The 14,170-nt window shown below is 46.6% G+C and carries 17 protein-coding genes and 1 pseudogene; 4 read left to right on the top strand and 14 right to left on the bottom strand.

From position 1 onward, the window contains the following. Nucleotides 1–39: 39 nt before the first annotated feature. From AC58QT_RS16430 to AC58QT_RS16415, 4 genes are read left to right on the top strand one after another with little or no spacing between them, the layout of a single operon-like run. Nucleotides 40–1,065, top strand: a complete 1,026-nt coding sequence (locus AC58QT_RS16430) for a GHMP family kinase ATP-binding protein (protein WP_497409938.1) — start codon at nt 40–42, stop codon at nt 1,063–1,065. A gap of 2 nt (nt 1,066–1,067) precedes the next feature. Further along, on the top strand, nt 1,068–1,652 hold the full coding sequence (locus AC58QT_RS16425; protein WP_497409937.1) for a D-sedoheptulose-7-phosphate isomerase: 585 nt from the start codon (nt 1,068–1,070) through the stop codon (nt 1,650–1,652). Nucleotides 1,653–1,656: 4 nt separating this feature from the next. Further along, nucleotides 1,657–2,361: a nucleotidyltransferase family protein gene (locus AC58QT_RS16420; protein ID WP_497409936.1), complete on the top strand. Its 705-nt coding sequence runs from the start codon at nt 1,657–1,659 to the stop codon at nt 2,359–2,361. Beyond that, on the top strand, nt 2,358–2,909 hold the full coding sequence (locus AC58QT_RS16415; protein WP_497409935.1) for a D-glycero-alpha-D-manno-heptose-1,7-bisphosphate 7-phosphatase: 552 nt from the start codon (nt 2,358–2,360) through the stop codon (nt 2,907–2,909). The genes AC58QT_RS16420 and AC58QT_RS16415 overlap by 4 nt, the downstream gene beginning before the upstream one ends. Before the next feature lie 57 nt (nt 2,910–2,966). On the opposite strand, the gene AC58QT_RS16410 is transcribed toward AC58QT_RS16415, so the two are convergent. From AC58QT_RS16410 to AC58QT_RS16345, 14 genes and pseudogenes are all read right to left on the bottom strand, one after another. Continuing rightward, nucleotides 2,967–3,641 (bottom strand): MBL fold metallo-hydrolase, encoded by a 675-nt coding sequence (locus AC58QT_RS16410; protein WP_497409934.1) that lies wholly within the window; start codon nt 3,639–3,641, stop codon nt 2,967–2,969. A gap of 74 nt (nt 3,642–3,715) precedes the next feature. Further along, nucleotides 3,716–3,958, bottom strand: a complete 243-nt coding sequence (locus AC58QT_RS16405) for a hypothetical protein (RefSeq protein ID WP_497409933.1) — start codon at nt 3,956–3,958, stop codon at nt 3,716–3,718. A 133-nt stretch (nt 3,959–4,091) separates the two neighbouring features. Continuing rightward, nucleotides 4,092–5,033 (bottom strand): malate dehydrogenase, encoded by a 942-nt coding sequence (mdh, locus tag AC58QT_RS16400; protein WP_497409932.1) that lies wholly within the window; start codon nt 5,031–5,033, stop codon nt 4,092–4,094. An 18-nt stretch (nt 5,034–5,051) separates the two neighbouring features. Continuing rightward, nucleotides 5,052–5,336 carry a BMC domain-containing protein gene (locus tag AC58QT_RS16395; protein ID WP_497409931.1) on the bottom strand — a complete coding sequence of 95 codons (285 nt, stop codon included), beginning with the start codon at nt 5,334–5,336 and terminating at the stop codon, nt 5,052–5,054. A 4-nt stretch (nt 5,337–5,340) separates the two neighbouring features. Further along, a complete protein-coding gene (locus tag AC58QT_RS16390; RefSeq protein ID WP_497409930.1) occupies nt 5,341–5,613 on the bottom strand; it encodes a EutN/CcmL family microcompartment protein in 273 nt (90 codons plus the stop codon). A gap of 303 nt (nt 5,614–5,916) precedes the next feature. After that, nucleotides 5,917–6,546: pseudogene (locus AC58QT_RS16385) on the bottom strand (phosphate propanoyltransferase); the annotation flags it as partial. A gap of 40 nt (nt 6,547–6,586) precedes the next feature. Next, the gene (locus AC58QT_RS16380) at nt 6,587–6,880 is read right to left on the bottom strand and encodes a BMC domain-containing protein (RefSeq protein ID WP_497409929.1); all 294 of its coding nucleotides are present in this window, start codon (nt 6,878–6,880) and stop codon (nt 6,587–6,589) included. A 27-nt stretch (nt 6,881–6,907) separates the two neighbouring features. Further along, a complete protein-coding gene (locus AC58QT_RS16375) occupies nt 6,908–8,437 on the bottom strand; it encodes an acetaldehyde dehydrogenase (acetylating) (protein WP_497409928.1) in 1,530 nt (509 codons plus the stop codon). Between the two features lie 42 nt (nt 8,438–8,479). Continuing rightward, a complete protein-coding gene (gene eutL, locus AC58QT_RS16370) occupies nt 8,480–9,130 on the bottom strand; it encodes an ethanolamine utilization microcompartment protein EutL (RefSeq protein ID WP_497409927.1) in 651 nt (216 codons plus the stop codon). Continuing rightward, on the bottom strand, nt 9,114–10,049 hold the full coding sequence (gene eutC, locus AC58QT_RS16365) for an ethanolamine ammonia-lyase subunit EutC (RefSeq protein ID WP_497409926.1): 936 nt from the start codon (nt 10,047–10,049) through the stop codon (nt 9,114–9,116). The genes eutL and eutC overlap by 17 nt, the downstream gene beginning before the upstream one ends. Nucleotides 10,050–10,101: 52 nt before the next feature. Then, nucleotides 10,102–11,466 carry an ethanolamine ammonia-lyase subunit EutB gene (locus AC58QT_RS16360; protein WP_497409925.1) on the bottom strand — a complete coding sequence of 455 codons (1,365 nt, stop codon included), beginning with the start codon at nt 11,464–11,466 and terminating at the stop codon, nt 10,102–10,104. A gap of 17 nt (nt 11,467–11,483) precedes the next feature. Next, complete coding sequence (locus AC58QT_RS16355) at nt 11,484–11,990, bottom strand: EutP/PduV family microcompartment system protein (protein ID WP_497409924.1); 507 nt, start codon at nt 11,988–11,990, stop codon at nt 11,484–11,486. A 15-nt stretch (nt 11,991–12,005) separates the two neighbouring features. Further along, nucleotides 12,006–12,347 (bottom strand): ethanolamine utilization microcompartment protein EutS, encoded by a 342-nt coding sequence (gene eutS, locus AC58QT_RS16350; protein WP_310225497.1) that lies wholly within the window; start codon nt 12,345–12,347, stop codon nt 12,006–12,008. A gap of 161 nt (nt 12,348–12,508) precedes the next feature. Then, the gene (locus AC58QT_RS16345; protein ID WP_497409923.1) at nt 12,509–14,143 is read right to left on the bottom strand and encodes an extracellular solute-binding protein; all 1,635 of its coding nucleotides are present in this window, start codon (nt 14,141–14,143) and stop codon (nt 12,509–12,511) included. Nucleotides 14,144–14,170 lie beyond the last annotated feature (27 nt).

The following is a 14,170-nucleotide window of genomic DNA, read 5'->3' as shown; positions in this document are numbered from 1 at the left end:
TTACGCATATTTTGGACATCAAATGAACGGAGGAAGCACATGATCATTCGATCAAAAGCCCCTTTACGGTTGGGACTAGCCGGAGGCGGTACGGATGTGTCGCCCTACTGCGACCTATATGGAGGATGCGTACTCAATGCGACGATTGATTTGTACGCTTATTGTACGATTGAGGTCGTCGATGACGGTACCCTTACCTTTGTCGCTGCGGATCTTAATGAGAACTTCCATTCTAACGCTCTTCCAGAGCTTGTGTTGGACGGCTGTTTGAGCTTGCATAAAGGCGTGTATAACCGGATTATCCGGCAGTTTATGCCCAATCAACCGCTCTCTTTTCGGATGACCACCTATTCTGACGCTCCCGCCGGTTCTGGACTCGGTTCCTCTTCCACCATGGTGGTCGCGATGCTGAAAGCTTTCGTAGAATGGCTTAATTTACCGCTCGGCGAGTATGAAATTGCTCAACTTGCTTATGAAATCGAGCGCGTCGATGTCGGCTGGGGCGGTGGAAGGCAGGATCAATATGCAGCCACTTTCGGCGGGTTTAACTTCATTGAGTTTTACGAAAACAATCGTGTTATTGTGAACCCGCTTCGAGTGAAAAACTGGATTATCAGCGAATTGGAAAGTTCTATGATTGTATATTACACGGGAGCATCTAGGGAATCTTCCCGAATTATTGACGAACAAGTTCGCAATACCATAGACCAAAACCAGGCAGCCCTGACAGCGACCCATATGGTGAAAGCCGAGGCTTTTGCCATCAAGGAATGTATTTTGAAGGGAGACATTACGAAGTTCGCAGAGCATTTGGGGAAATCATGGATGGCCAAAAAGAAGATGGCAGCCTCGATCACGAACAACCGAATCGACTTCATCTATGAAACGGCGATCCAAGCAGGTGCCTTAGCAGGCAAGGTATCTGGCGCAGGTGGCGGCGGGTTCATGATGTTCATTGTAGACCCCGTCAAACGCATACAGGTCACCCATCGTTTGAACGAATTAGGAGGCAAGGTATATCAAGTTCATTTCACAAAAAACGGTACGCTTGGATGGAGGATATAAGTGTGAAGGCCTATATTACCAGCGAAATATTGCGAGCAATGGAAATTAAACGGGTGATGACGTCAGATCGAGCTATACTTAATGTCATCGAACGCTCAGCTAGAAAAATGATCGAGGTATACCGCAACGGGAATAAAATTATGATTGGCGGCAATGGCGGGAGTGCAGCAGATGCTCAGCATATTGCGGGGGAATTCGTCAGTCGGTTTAATTTCGATCGCCCTGGCTTGCCTTGCCTTGCACTTACCACGGATACCTCTGTGCTTACGGCAATTGGAAACGACTACGGATATGAACAGTTATTTGCTCGGCAAATTCAAGCGTGCGGCCGTTCTGGGGATTTATTTATAGCCATTTCAACTTCTGGAAACTCCCCCAATGTGATAAAAGGATTAGAAGTGTGCCGTGCCATGGGGATTACTACCATCGGTTTCACTGGCGAAACGGGCGGACGTATGGCTGCATTATGTGATATGTGCATTTGTATCCCCTCCCACGAAACCCCGAGAATTCAAGAAGCGCATATCTTAGTTGGTCATATTTTGTGCGCGATTGTTGAAGAATCCCTATTTGGGAAAGGATTTTAAGCCTATGGAAGCTATTATTTTAGCTGGCGGACTTGGGACACGATTGCGCAAGGTTATATGGGATGTACCGAAACCGATGGCTCCTATTCAGGGCAGACCTTTCCTAAGTTACATTCTTGAACGCTTGGAGCTACATGGTGTTCGCAGGGTTGTACTTGCGGTAGGGTACAAACATGAAGTCATACGCTCCTATTTCGGACACCACTGGGGAGCCTTACAAATCGTTTATTCAATAGAAGAAGAACCACTAGGAACTGGGGGTGCTTGCAAAAAGGCGATGGATCACATCTCCGACAAGCAAGTATTGTTACTAAATGGAGACACGATGTTCCACGTCGATATCCCTCAGTTGGTTCAATATCATCAAGACTGTGCTGCCGACTTAACGCTTGCACTCAAACCGATGAAGCAATTTGACCGATACGGTACCGTTACGCTAAGCTCAGACAACCGAGTCACAAGCTTCCAGGAGAAACAGATGTGCGAATCTGGTTTTATTAATGGTGGTGTCTACGTCGCACGTGCCGACATATGGCGTCCATTTAAGGTGACTGCTCCTTTTTCGTTTGAGCAATTCCTACAAAATCCTGGCGTGCAGGCGCTTAACATGTATGGCTTCCCTAGCGAAAGTTATTTTATCGATATTGGCATTCCAGATGATTATGAACTAGCGAAAAACAAGCTTGGCGCCAGAGGTGGCGACAAATGAGACCAAAAGCGCTTTTGCTAGACAGGGACGGCGTCATCAACCTAGATAAATCGTATGTGTACAAAGTGGAGGATTTCGAGTTCAGCGAGGGGATCTTCGAGAGTTTACTGCGATTTCAGCAAGCAGGTTTTTTACTCATCATCGTGACCAATCAAGCCGGTATCGGACGGGGATACTATACGGAAATTGACTTTTGGGCATTAACAGCATGGATGGTGAGGCAGTTCAAAAATCATGGTATCCATATAGACAAAGTGTATTATTGCCCCTATCACCCTGTACACGGCATTGGTCCATACAAACGAGAGGCCTCGTGCCGAAAACCAAATCCAGGTATGATTTTGCAAGCCATAGAAGAGTTCCAGCTAGATCCCGCCTCATCGGTTATCATTGGGGATCACGAGAGTGATATTGAAGCCGGTTTGCGAGCGGGAATCGGGACCACGATCTTACTAAGCGACAGTGACAGTGAGGCAAGTGCTGCCTCTGCGGCTACTTTTACTGTAAGACATGTGAGTGAGGCCGTTGAGCTTTATTTGGGGAATTAATAGTCAATAAAAATTCCGAGGATCATTGGCATCCTCGGAATTTTTTGTTTGTGCCTGTTACCCTTGACCCTTCGCAATTTCAGCGAGACGTTCTTTAATATTAGCTGTACATACGCCGCCATGAAACGTAATGACCGTTTCAATATCATAATTCAACAGCTTGGCTACCGATTCCAGCGCTAACGGCATGTCCGGCGTGAATTGCGGATTTGGAGGCATCAGCATGCCGTCAAGCGACGTTAGCGCATCTCCGGTAATTAATGTTCGGCTGTTGATGTGATACAAACTGATATGATCTGGTGTATGTCCTGGCGTGAAAATGACTTGAATGCCTCCACAATACGGGAGAATATCGCCATCTTGCAGTGTTACATCCACTTTGGTCGGGGGAGCCAATATCTGGCGTTTCACAGTAGGCACTTCGCCTTGAATATAAGGCTTGCCTAGTTCGTGCGCCAACACTTCGATCCGTCCTTCTGAAGCCTTGACTAGCTCTGGTAAGCTGCCAATATGATCCATGTCATGGTGAGTGATTATGATTTTGGTCAACTTGTCAAAAGGAAAAGAAGCAGCAGCAAGTTGCTCGCGTATAAGTCCTAACTGACCTGGGATACCCGTATCCACAAGAATGACTTCCTGCTCGTCCCAAAGTAATGCCGCGTGTACGAGGAATGAATTCCCGTTGACATTCATATCCAAAATTAAGGGTTGAATTCCTGCTTGATTGGCCATGATGACACCTCCAAAAAGTTAATATGCCTATATTTATATTGTAAGGGTTGGTGTAGGCAAGAGCAATTTTTGCACTAGATGTGATTGCTGACGATTACAGTAGTGAGACCCACTGCAAATATCAGTATTCCTAACGGTGTCGCTATACGTTTAGCTGAGAGTCCGCTTTTTCCAATAAGGTAATTCGCAATGCCGACACTCAAAGCAAAGATGATAGCTTTCAAATATAGATTGGATACCCAACTAATCAAGATTTTATCTGCAAGAATAGACAGCAAACAGATCGCAGCGAAAAATAATGGAAAGTATAATTTCATGAGTCCCCCTTAGCAGACAGTGGAATTAGCATATTTTCACTATTTTACCATGAAACGATGGTTACGTCCTATAGGAAGCCGAAGCAAAAAAAGCCCTAATAGATAAGGCTTCGCGTTTGGTTATGGGTATCATTCACTTCTTCATATGAGCTAACACCTGACGAACGGAATTGGCAGATCTATCTAGATCGCGCTTTTCTTGTTCCGTTAGTTGCACTTCCAGTATCTTCTCAACACCGTCTCCACCGATAACTGTTGGAACACCAAGATAGATGTCTCGATAACCATACTCCCCTTCTAAATAAGCAACGGATGGGAGCACACGCTTCTTATCCTTCAGAATGGCTTCTGCCATGTGCACCAAAGCGGCGGCTGGCGCATAATAAGCACTTCCATTCCCTAGCAGACTTACGATTTCACCGCCGCCTTTACGGGTTCTTTCAACAATAACCTCCAAGCGATCTGGAGGAATAAGTTTATCGATCGGAATACCGCCAACACTTGAATACCGAATTAACGGAACCATATCATCACCATGACCACCAAGTACAAATCCTGTAATGTCCTCTACGGATACTTGCAATTCCATGGCAACAAACGCATTGAACCTAGCTGTGTCCAACACACCAGATTGACCAATGACACGATTTTTAGGAAAGCCGGTCGTTTGGTAACAGACATACGTCATGACATCTACCGGATTACTCAGAACGAGAATGTAACTGGTTGGCGCATAGTTGGCTACATTTTCAGCGACGGACTTCATAATGGCTGCATTGGTATGTACTAAATCATCCCGACTCATGCCAGGCTTTCGAGCCATCCCTGCCGTTATGATCACCATGTCGGCGTCATGCATATCTTCATAACAAGATGTACCCATAATATAACTGTTAAAAGCTTGCACAGGCCCTGCTTCCAGCATATCCAGCGCTTTGCCTTTCGTCGCATTTTCTAGATCCGGAATATCCAGTAACACGATATCGCCCAGCTCTTTTTGCGCCAGCATTAGTGCAGTCGTAGCACCGGTAAAGCCAGCTCCGATCACGGCGATTTTTTTTCGTTTAAACACCACTGTCCTCACCTCTACAGCCTATTCAAGTACATCCCTTTTCGTAAGAATGTGATTGACTCCATCGTCTGGGCGTGCAATCATGTGCGCAGCAATCAAGACGCCGACTCGCTTAGCTGCTTCTTTCCCTGCATCTAGTGCAGCTTGAACAGCGCCAACATCACCTGCCACCAAGATCGTCATCAGTCCCGCGTCTACACTCTCCTGCCTAATCAATGTGACATTCGCTGATTTAATCATAGCGTCGGCAGCGACGACGGAAGCGATGTAGCCTCTCGTCTCAATCATACCCAATGCTTGTGACATCCCCTCACCTGCTTTCTACATCGATTGAATCTATGATTCCGATAATGACAGCATCAATCGGCAAGTCTTTATCCTTGATGACAAGTCGGGCCGCACTGCCTTTGGTCACCATGACGCGATCTCCAACGCCTGCGCCAATACGATCTAAAGCGACCAATGGCGTATCAATGGGTGACCCATTCGGCCCTTCCGGCTGAACGAACAGAAACTTTAACCCCGTAAGTTCATCCTCTTTTCGAGTCGCCCATACATTTCCGATGACTGTACCCACTTGCATAAGTTCACCGCCTCATGACTGTTTGAATAGAATCGTAATCCCTTTATCTTTGGCTGTATCACGCGCTAGCGGGGTAATGATGGTATGCTTGGATAACGTAATCGTCGATACATCCAACTCCTGTATATCGCGCTGTGTGAGTAATTTTTGCTCGATAAGCTGCACATTCTCCTGGTAGCCTTCCCGTTCATCCCGCTTGGCAAATTTCACCCCGTTGTGGCCGCGATTACGTCTAGCTGCTTCGGCCAGTTGCTCATCCAATTCAGTAGTTTGGAGCATCCACTTACAATCGGATGGGTGTAGGATTATTCCCGTATCTCCCGTTGCAAGCCATGCGGCATTCGCCTCATCTGTATCAATGTGCATTTCTAGTTTGTATCGCTCCGACACCCGAATTCGCACGTTGTCATACACAATGGATCTTGGCCCAGCGATCTGGACTAAAACATCTTCACCCTGCTTGACGCCATACATCTTCACATCTTGAGGCGACATATGAATATGACGTTGCGCGATAATGAGGCCCTCAGTCAGATATAAGCTGCCCTTCGGGCCTACGATCGTAACGGGTGAAGACCCTTGAACATCTCCTGATTCTCGAAGAGGCGGCTGATAACCGAGCTTCATAGCATCGGTCCTGCTTATTTCTACTTGGGTCGCTCCACGTGCAGGTCCAAGAATTCTAACATTTTCTATAATGCCTTTCGGTCCGACAATTAGCACAGTTTCGTTAGCGGCAAATTGACCCGGTTGAAATAGATCTTTCTTTTTGGTTAACTCGTATCTAGCACCAAATAAGGTCTCCAGATGTTCTATGGATACATGCACATGCCGTGCTGAGACGCCAATAGGTATCCCTGGTGTTGTTTGGCCAGCCCGATTGAGCCGAAGTACGACTTCTTCTACAATGGACTGGACGATTTGCGGATCCATGATGAATCACCTCAGCTTCCTCTGCATGATGTGCAAACACTTATTTTTCTTGCTCAAATTTAGGCAAAATGCTGTCTAGTTCATTGTGCGGACGCGCAATGACATGGACGGATAGCAGCTCACCTACACGTTGTGCCGCTGCTGCTCCAGCATCCGTTGCCGCTTTGACAGCACCAACATCTCCGCGAACAAGCACCGTTACAAGGCCGCCTCCAACATGTACCTTACCGACGATATGCACATTGGCTGCTTTGACCATCGCATCTGCCGCTTCAATGGACGCAACCAACCCTTTTGTTTCAATCATACCTAACGCTGTCAGTTCTCTGGACATATGAAATTCCTCCTAAGTTTATTGGGATTATATGTGAGCCATCACTTGTTGTACTAATTTGATCACGGTGGCTTTATCTACATGTCCTGTAGCTCCAACCTTATCTAACACAAGATTCACGACTTCTGCGATCTGCTCTTCTTGGTTAGGCTGTCCGGTAGACTTTGAGACAGGGTAAGTTTGGATTGCCGGCTTAGGAATATCTACTTGTTTGATCCCATAAGCCAGACGTTTCACAGTCATAAGATGATGGGCCGTCAGATTATCGGATGTTATATTGCCTCCAAATGAACCACAACCTAGTGTAAAAGAAGGCTGGAGTCCCGTCGTTCCGCCAACCGCACCAAGTGCCGAAGGGGTATTCACCACAATGCGTGACACCGGCATTCGTAAAGCGAAGGTTCGTGCGATTTCATCATCCGTCGTATGCAGAGCTAACGTATGCCCTCTTCCTCCTAAATCCAACAGCTGCTCGCAGATCACAGCTGCCTCCTCCCAACCAGCTGCCGTGTAAAAAGCAAAAACCGGCGCCAATTTTTCGATGGAAAATGGAACATCCCTTCCTATTTGCGATTCTTCTGCGATCAACAACCTCGTCTCAGATGGAACCTGCACACCTGCCATATCGGCGATCGCTTTGGCGCTACGGCCAACAATCTTGGGATTGAGCTTGCCAGGAGCTAGGGAAATGATGGGTTCTAGTCTCTTCTTCTCTTCTTCATTCAAGAAATACGCACCTTGGTTCTTAAATTCGCGCATGACCATCTCACGAATAACCCGATCGACTACGACCGCTTGTTCTGAAGCACAAATCGTTCCATGATCAAATGTTTTGCTATCGACAATGCGCTGCACAGCTTTGGATATATCAGCGGATTTCTCAATATAAACCGGTACGTTGCCAGGGCCTACGCCGTACGCTGGTTTACCTGAGCTATAAGCTGCCTTGACCAAAGCACTTCCGCCTGTCGCCAAAATCAGCTGAATATCTCGATGCTTCATTAAGCCTTCTGTGGCTTCCATCGTCGGCTGTGTGATCCACCCGATAATGCCTTCCGGCGCACCCGCTGCTACGGCTGCTTGCGAACAAATCCGGGCAGCTTCAACCGTGCACTTTGCCGCAGAAGGATGGGGACTAAATACAATGGCATTCCGCGCTTTCAATGCAATCAAGCTTTTAAAAATAGCCGTGGACGTTGGGTTCGTTGTTGGAACAATACCTGCAATGACACCGAAGGGTGCAGCCATCTCGATGATTTTCTTGTCTCGAAATTCGTTAATGACGCCGACCGTCTTCTGATCGCGAATAGACTCGTACACGTCTCGGGAAGCTACTTGGTTCTTAATCGCTTTGTGCGCAACAACGCCAAGTCCCGTTTCCTCAACGGCTAGTGAAGCTAACTCGAAAGCTTTCTCAAATGCTGCATCTGCCATAGCTTTGACGATGCGATTTACGTCTTGTTGCGAGAAAGCTTGAAACTGCCATTGTGCTGCCTTCGCCCGCTTAACGGCATCTCTCATTTCTTGCATGGCTTGCAAATCTTTGTCCAGCTGCATCGTTCCCCTTCTCCTTTCTATTCATTCTTTTCCTCGGGCAAATTAGTAGAGTAGCGGCTTATTGGCAATTTCAATAATACTCGCCCTAAATGCATCCGCTGCAGCCTGGCAAGCAGCTTGCTTGCCTGTCAACAATCCACCGCCAAAGTTCGTCTCCGAAGGCGGGCCAAAAAACTTCATGAGCCGCACATCAGCGGCTTTCAAAGCCGCGTCCAGACCAACCATCGCTTCGAGTGGCGGAGCAATTAAATACGCGATGGGCTCTCCCTCGTTAATGCCAGCCAACTTGGAGAGATAACTCCCCGTTCTTGCTACCACGTGTGCATACAAAGCATGACTCTGATTCTCATTTAGCGATTCAAAAAAAGCCTCATAGCGAATCGTATGTGCAATCGCTTCAAGCCCGCTTCTAACCTCATCTGGATTCGAGCCCGCAATAACTCCGATGAATTCGCCCGATAACGGCCCAGAGGCATGGCTGGCGCCTGCATAACAGGAGCGTGCATACACAACCTCAACATCCGCTTGTTTCGTTGCTTCATCCAATGCTGTATAGCCGACATCATCAATTGTCATTGTCAGCATACCCAAGCTGCGATAACCCGGTTTTAACTGATATTCGATCGCTAACGACTCGTCTACGTTTGGAATGATACGAACCGCCAATATTTCAGCCCTAATCTTTTCCAGCATGACGGGCTGACGCCTCCTTCTGTACCAACGATATCCCACTCGCTTGATAGGCAAGAATTTTGGCGATGACATCCCCCAAGTAAGCCCCTGCCTCGACAGGAGGAATACCACCTGAATGAATGTTGGAAACAACCATCCGTTCCGCCTCAATCATGCCTCTTCGAGGTCGATAGCACAGGTAAGCACTTAAAGATTCGGCACTTAGCAAGCCAGGACGTTCCCCGATAAGGAGGACGATCACTTCCGGCTGCAACACTTCTCCGACTTCATCCATGACCGCTACCCGACCCTTTTCAATGTAAAAAGACGTGCCATAGGCAATCCCTAATTTGTTTAATGACTGCTGAAGTGATAACAGCACATCGGCCGCATTTCGCTCAATGGCTTGCGAGCTGAGTCCATCGGATACAATCATTTGTACTTTGGGTCCATGAACACATCGTTCGGAAATGATCTGAATGGCCTCAGAGGACAGCCGCCTTCCCAAATCCGGACGACGGATATATGCTTCTTTATCCGAAACTTGCGTCTGTACCGCAAATAAGTGGAGACGCTTCAGCCATTCTGGTGAAACTTCCCCGTATACAGCATCCACAGCTGCCGCATGATCCAGTCGAAACTTTAACCATGCTTCCGTTTTGGGTCGCAAACCCGCTCTTCCCACACCAATTCTGGCAGGGGTTGTACGGGTAAGTGCTGACAACTCATCCTTACTATGAGCATCGTCGATACCCACTCGTGTCTGTAGTTCCTGCAAAACGTCATCCAACTGATCAGTTATACGAACAGAACCTATTTCAAAGGATACCGCCTCCTTAGGCAAATGATCCCACACCTTCACCATACCGTCCGTCTGGTGGGTATTCGTCATTTTATCCAGTACCAATCTGGTAATAGATTCAATGAGCTCATGATTCATCCTTTGTTCACCTCCTCCGCAACCTGCATGAACCACTTCTCAGAAATCATGCCTAACGAGAAAAAATAGAGGGATCTCCTGCCCTGCGGCTTAATTTGCCGTCTTCCATAATCCCCATCTTCTCTAGCCAGGTTTCAAACAGAGGGGATGGCTTCCTATTCATTGTTTGGCGCAATGTGGCCACATCGTGATAACTCATTGATTGGTAATTGAGCATACAGTCGTCCCCCATTGGCGTAGCGATAATAAAATTGACGCCTGCGGCTGTAAGCAGAACACCTAAATCTTCCATATCATTTTGATCCGCTTTAATATGATTGGTGTAGCAAATGTCCACACCCATCGAAATGCCATGCATTTTGCCCATAAAATGATCTTCAAGTCCCGCCCGTTTCACTTGCTTACTGTCATACAAATACTCAGGGCCGATAAATCCGACTACTGTGTTCAAAATATACGGATTATACCGACGGGCGAAGCCATAATTCCTCGCCTCCATCGTTAGTTGATCGATGCCATAATGAGCTTCTGCCGACAATTCCGATCCTTGTCCCGTCTCAAAATATAATCGCTCTGGGCCTGTCCCCGTCCCTAGCGTCCGCGCCATATCATTCGCTTCATCCAGCAAAGCTGCTGTTATGCCGAACGATCGATTCGCAGCCTCCGTGCCCGCGATACTCTGAAAGATCATATCCGCAGGCGCACCTTGTTCGATGGCCTTCATTTGTGTAATCACATGTGCCAATACACAGTTCTGCGTAGGAATTCCCCAGACGTCCATGAAATCATGCGACGCGTGCAACAGCCGCTTGACGCTCTCAACCGAATCCTCAACGGGATTGATGCCTATAACGGCATCACCCATTCCATAGGATAGACCTTCTTTCAAGGAAGCGAGCATGCCCTCCACATCATCCGTAGGATGATTAGGTTGAAGCCGGGAAGCCAGAACACCTTTTTGCCCAATCGCAATATTGCATTTAGTAATAATTTCCATTTTATTCGCGCTATGTATCAAATCTAGATTGGACATCAACTTCGCCACAGCCGCAATCATCTCACTGGTAAGTCCTCTGCTGATCCGCTTTAAATCCTCGCCTGATGTGCGATCATCCAGAATGTACTCGCGCAATTCAGAGACAGACCACCCTTCTATGCGCTTATAAATAGGTTCATTGACTTGCTCCTCAATGATGCGGGAAACTTCGTCTTCTTCTGCGGGAAGCAAGGGATTGTCGCGAATATCACGAAGTAACAGTGCGCCAAGCACTTGTTTCGCTGCAATTCGCTCCTGCACTGTTTCAGCGGCAAGCCCCGCAAGTCGATCACCGGATTTTTCCTCGTTTGCTTTCGCAAACACTTCCTTCAAAGTCTTGAACGTATACATGTGCCCCATGAGCATTGCTTTCAATTTCATTGTCTGGCCTCCTTTCGCTACGGATGAAAGATTAAATGACGCACTGCCGTTCGCGTACAATATGTCTTCATTTCCTCCAATGTTGCACATTGTTGTACCAAATCTTTAATCTCCTGCATGCCTTGCCCTGTAAAAGAAGAGGAAATGACAATAGCGCCTCTAGGGATGGCTTGTCTTACTAATTTCACAGCGTGATCAACTTGCGCTATTGGAGCATCCGCTTTGGATACAACGCCAATCGGCAATTTGTTAAATCCACTGGCAAAGTTGGGAGGGAAAATAGTCTTTGCATGGGTGGCATCTTGAACAAACAGGACGTGAGTGACCTCCTGTGCGGTTGCCAGAATACTTTTGTAAAAGAACGGATTTTCCGTATATTCACCCGGTGTATCCACAAGCCAATCCTCAAAGATTAACGCTTGCGTTTTGAGCGTCTTGGCCTGACGGCCAAGCAAAGCATCGAGCAGCGTAGATTTTCCTGCACCGATAGATCCGATCAGCATCGCTCGATAATTGGCGTTCAATGCAAGCACTTCCTTTTAGGATTTGGTGATGCGGGATGTCGTGTAACCTAGTTGTTCAGATAGGAAGGTATTAATGTGACCCATCGCCACGTCAATTTCCGAGACACTCCCTACTAATACAAGACTTCCTGTAAACCGATCCAGAAATCCGATAGAGACATTGGCAGCTTTTGTTGCCAAATCGGCAGCGATAATGACCGTTTCACTAGGGGTCAGTGTCAAGATACCAATAGCTCCCGACTCTATCATGCCTAATTTCTGGAACAATGCCAGATCCGGATTCGCAATAAGATGACTTAGCGTGACCTGTTTGCCTGGTACAAACTCTTGAATAAATCTTTTCTTTTCTTCTTGCATGATGTCAGACTCCATTCAGTAGATTACGATTTGGAGAAGCATGTCTACTGTTATGTTTATGCCGCCTGCCTCCAAATCATAACGGATAACATTTCCATGCTTATAGATAGAAAAATCCGGATCGGTTACTAAGTAACCGTCCGGATTCTATGATAATGATTCTATTTCTTACTCAACTTATCATAAATACCTTTGCCTTCTTTCGTAAACCAATCCTGCGATGCCTTGATCACATCTTGTCGCCCAGCTGCATCTGCTTTCTTGAAATAGTCATCCAAAGCAGTAATCGGCAACGCACCATTGATGATTTTGGCAACATACTCATTTCTAAGATCGATTAACGCTCTTCCTTTTGCAAGTTCGGCATCCGTCTGAGGTCTATATTGGTTAATATTGAACGCAGTTAGCTGAGGACCGGCTTGGGCAAAGCTTTTCATAGCCTGTTCATAACCGCCAAGCAGGGCGTTCGGAAGCCAGATCTCAGGTGTATTCCACATTCTGTAATAGAGCTTATAGATGATCTGATCGTAAGCAGGTTTCTTCGGAGTGAGCTTATTATCAACCATATCGTAGTGAACGCCTTCTTTACCGAAATTCACATACTTCTGTAAATCCTTATCTTTTAGGTACGAATTTAGTAAATCAACCGCTTCATTCGCATTTTTGGCATTCTTAGGAATGATATAAAAGTTGGACACTGGAGCAGGCATTGGATATCCCTTCACTCCGTCTTTTCCTTCAACCGTTGGCAGGAAGCTTAGCTTTGCGTTAGCATCTGTTTTCGTTAACCCTGCCAAGTAACTAGCTGGATCCCAATACCCCGCGAATGCAGCTGCAGCTTTCCCCGAGGACATTTTTTCGGATACCTGTTGTGTTTTGTTAAATAAGTACTCGTTATCAATCAAACCTTCTTTAAACAGCTTATTCAAATAGGTCAGCATATCTTTAAAATAAACATCTTGTGCGTCAACTAACTTGCCATCTTTGACGATGAAAGGTACAGCAAGGTTACTGATGCCGGATAACCCGAATGCAGATGTAATCACATCTAGACCGTCTAGCGGATTGCCATTGTTACCAGCTGCAGCAACGTAAGGAATCGTTCCTTTGCCACTCGGATCTTTATCCTTGATGGTTTTTAAAAATGTATAGAGTTCGTCGAGATTTTTGGGAGCTGTAAGTCCCAGCTTATCCATCCAGTCCTGTCTAGCCAAGAATCCGGAGCCCAAATCTACATTTTCAAACTTTTGGTAAGGTGGTACTGGTATCGCATATTTTTTCCCTTCCAGTGTAACTGCCGTCCAAGCGTTGTCCGTCACTAATTTACCAATTTCACTGCCAAATTGCTTAATGGGTTCTTCCAACGGCAGGAGTGCCCCTTGTGCACTAAAACGTTTGTAGATGTTCAAATCTGACGTGTAAATAAGGTCATAGACATCACCGGATGCGAACATTAAGTTGTACGTCTCTAATTGATTCGCAGTTGGAATGACATTCCATTCTATATTGGTGTACCCTGTTTTCTCTTTAATAGCGTTCAGAAATTGGTTATCATTCGCGCTTGCTCCTTGCTCGTAGCCCTTGACTCCTGCATTATCAGGTACGGCGATTCGGATTTTAGCCGATTTATTCAGCTTAGGACCTTGTGCAGGCGTCTGTGTCTGGGCTGCCGCTGTCGTTCCTTTACTTTCTTGCGTCGGTTTTTCCTCTTGCTTACTACAACCAGTCAGAACTAATCCAGCTGAAAGCGCTACCAACATTGACTTCGTCGACCATTTTCTTACTCTAATTTGCATTGTTCTTGTCCCCTTCCTTTATGTACA

The sequence above is a fragment of the Paenibacillus sp. J31R109 genome (assembly GCF_059692055.1).
The sequence above is the reverse complement of the archived record's forward strand: the minus strand, read 5'-3'. Positions and strand labels throughout refer to the sequence as shown.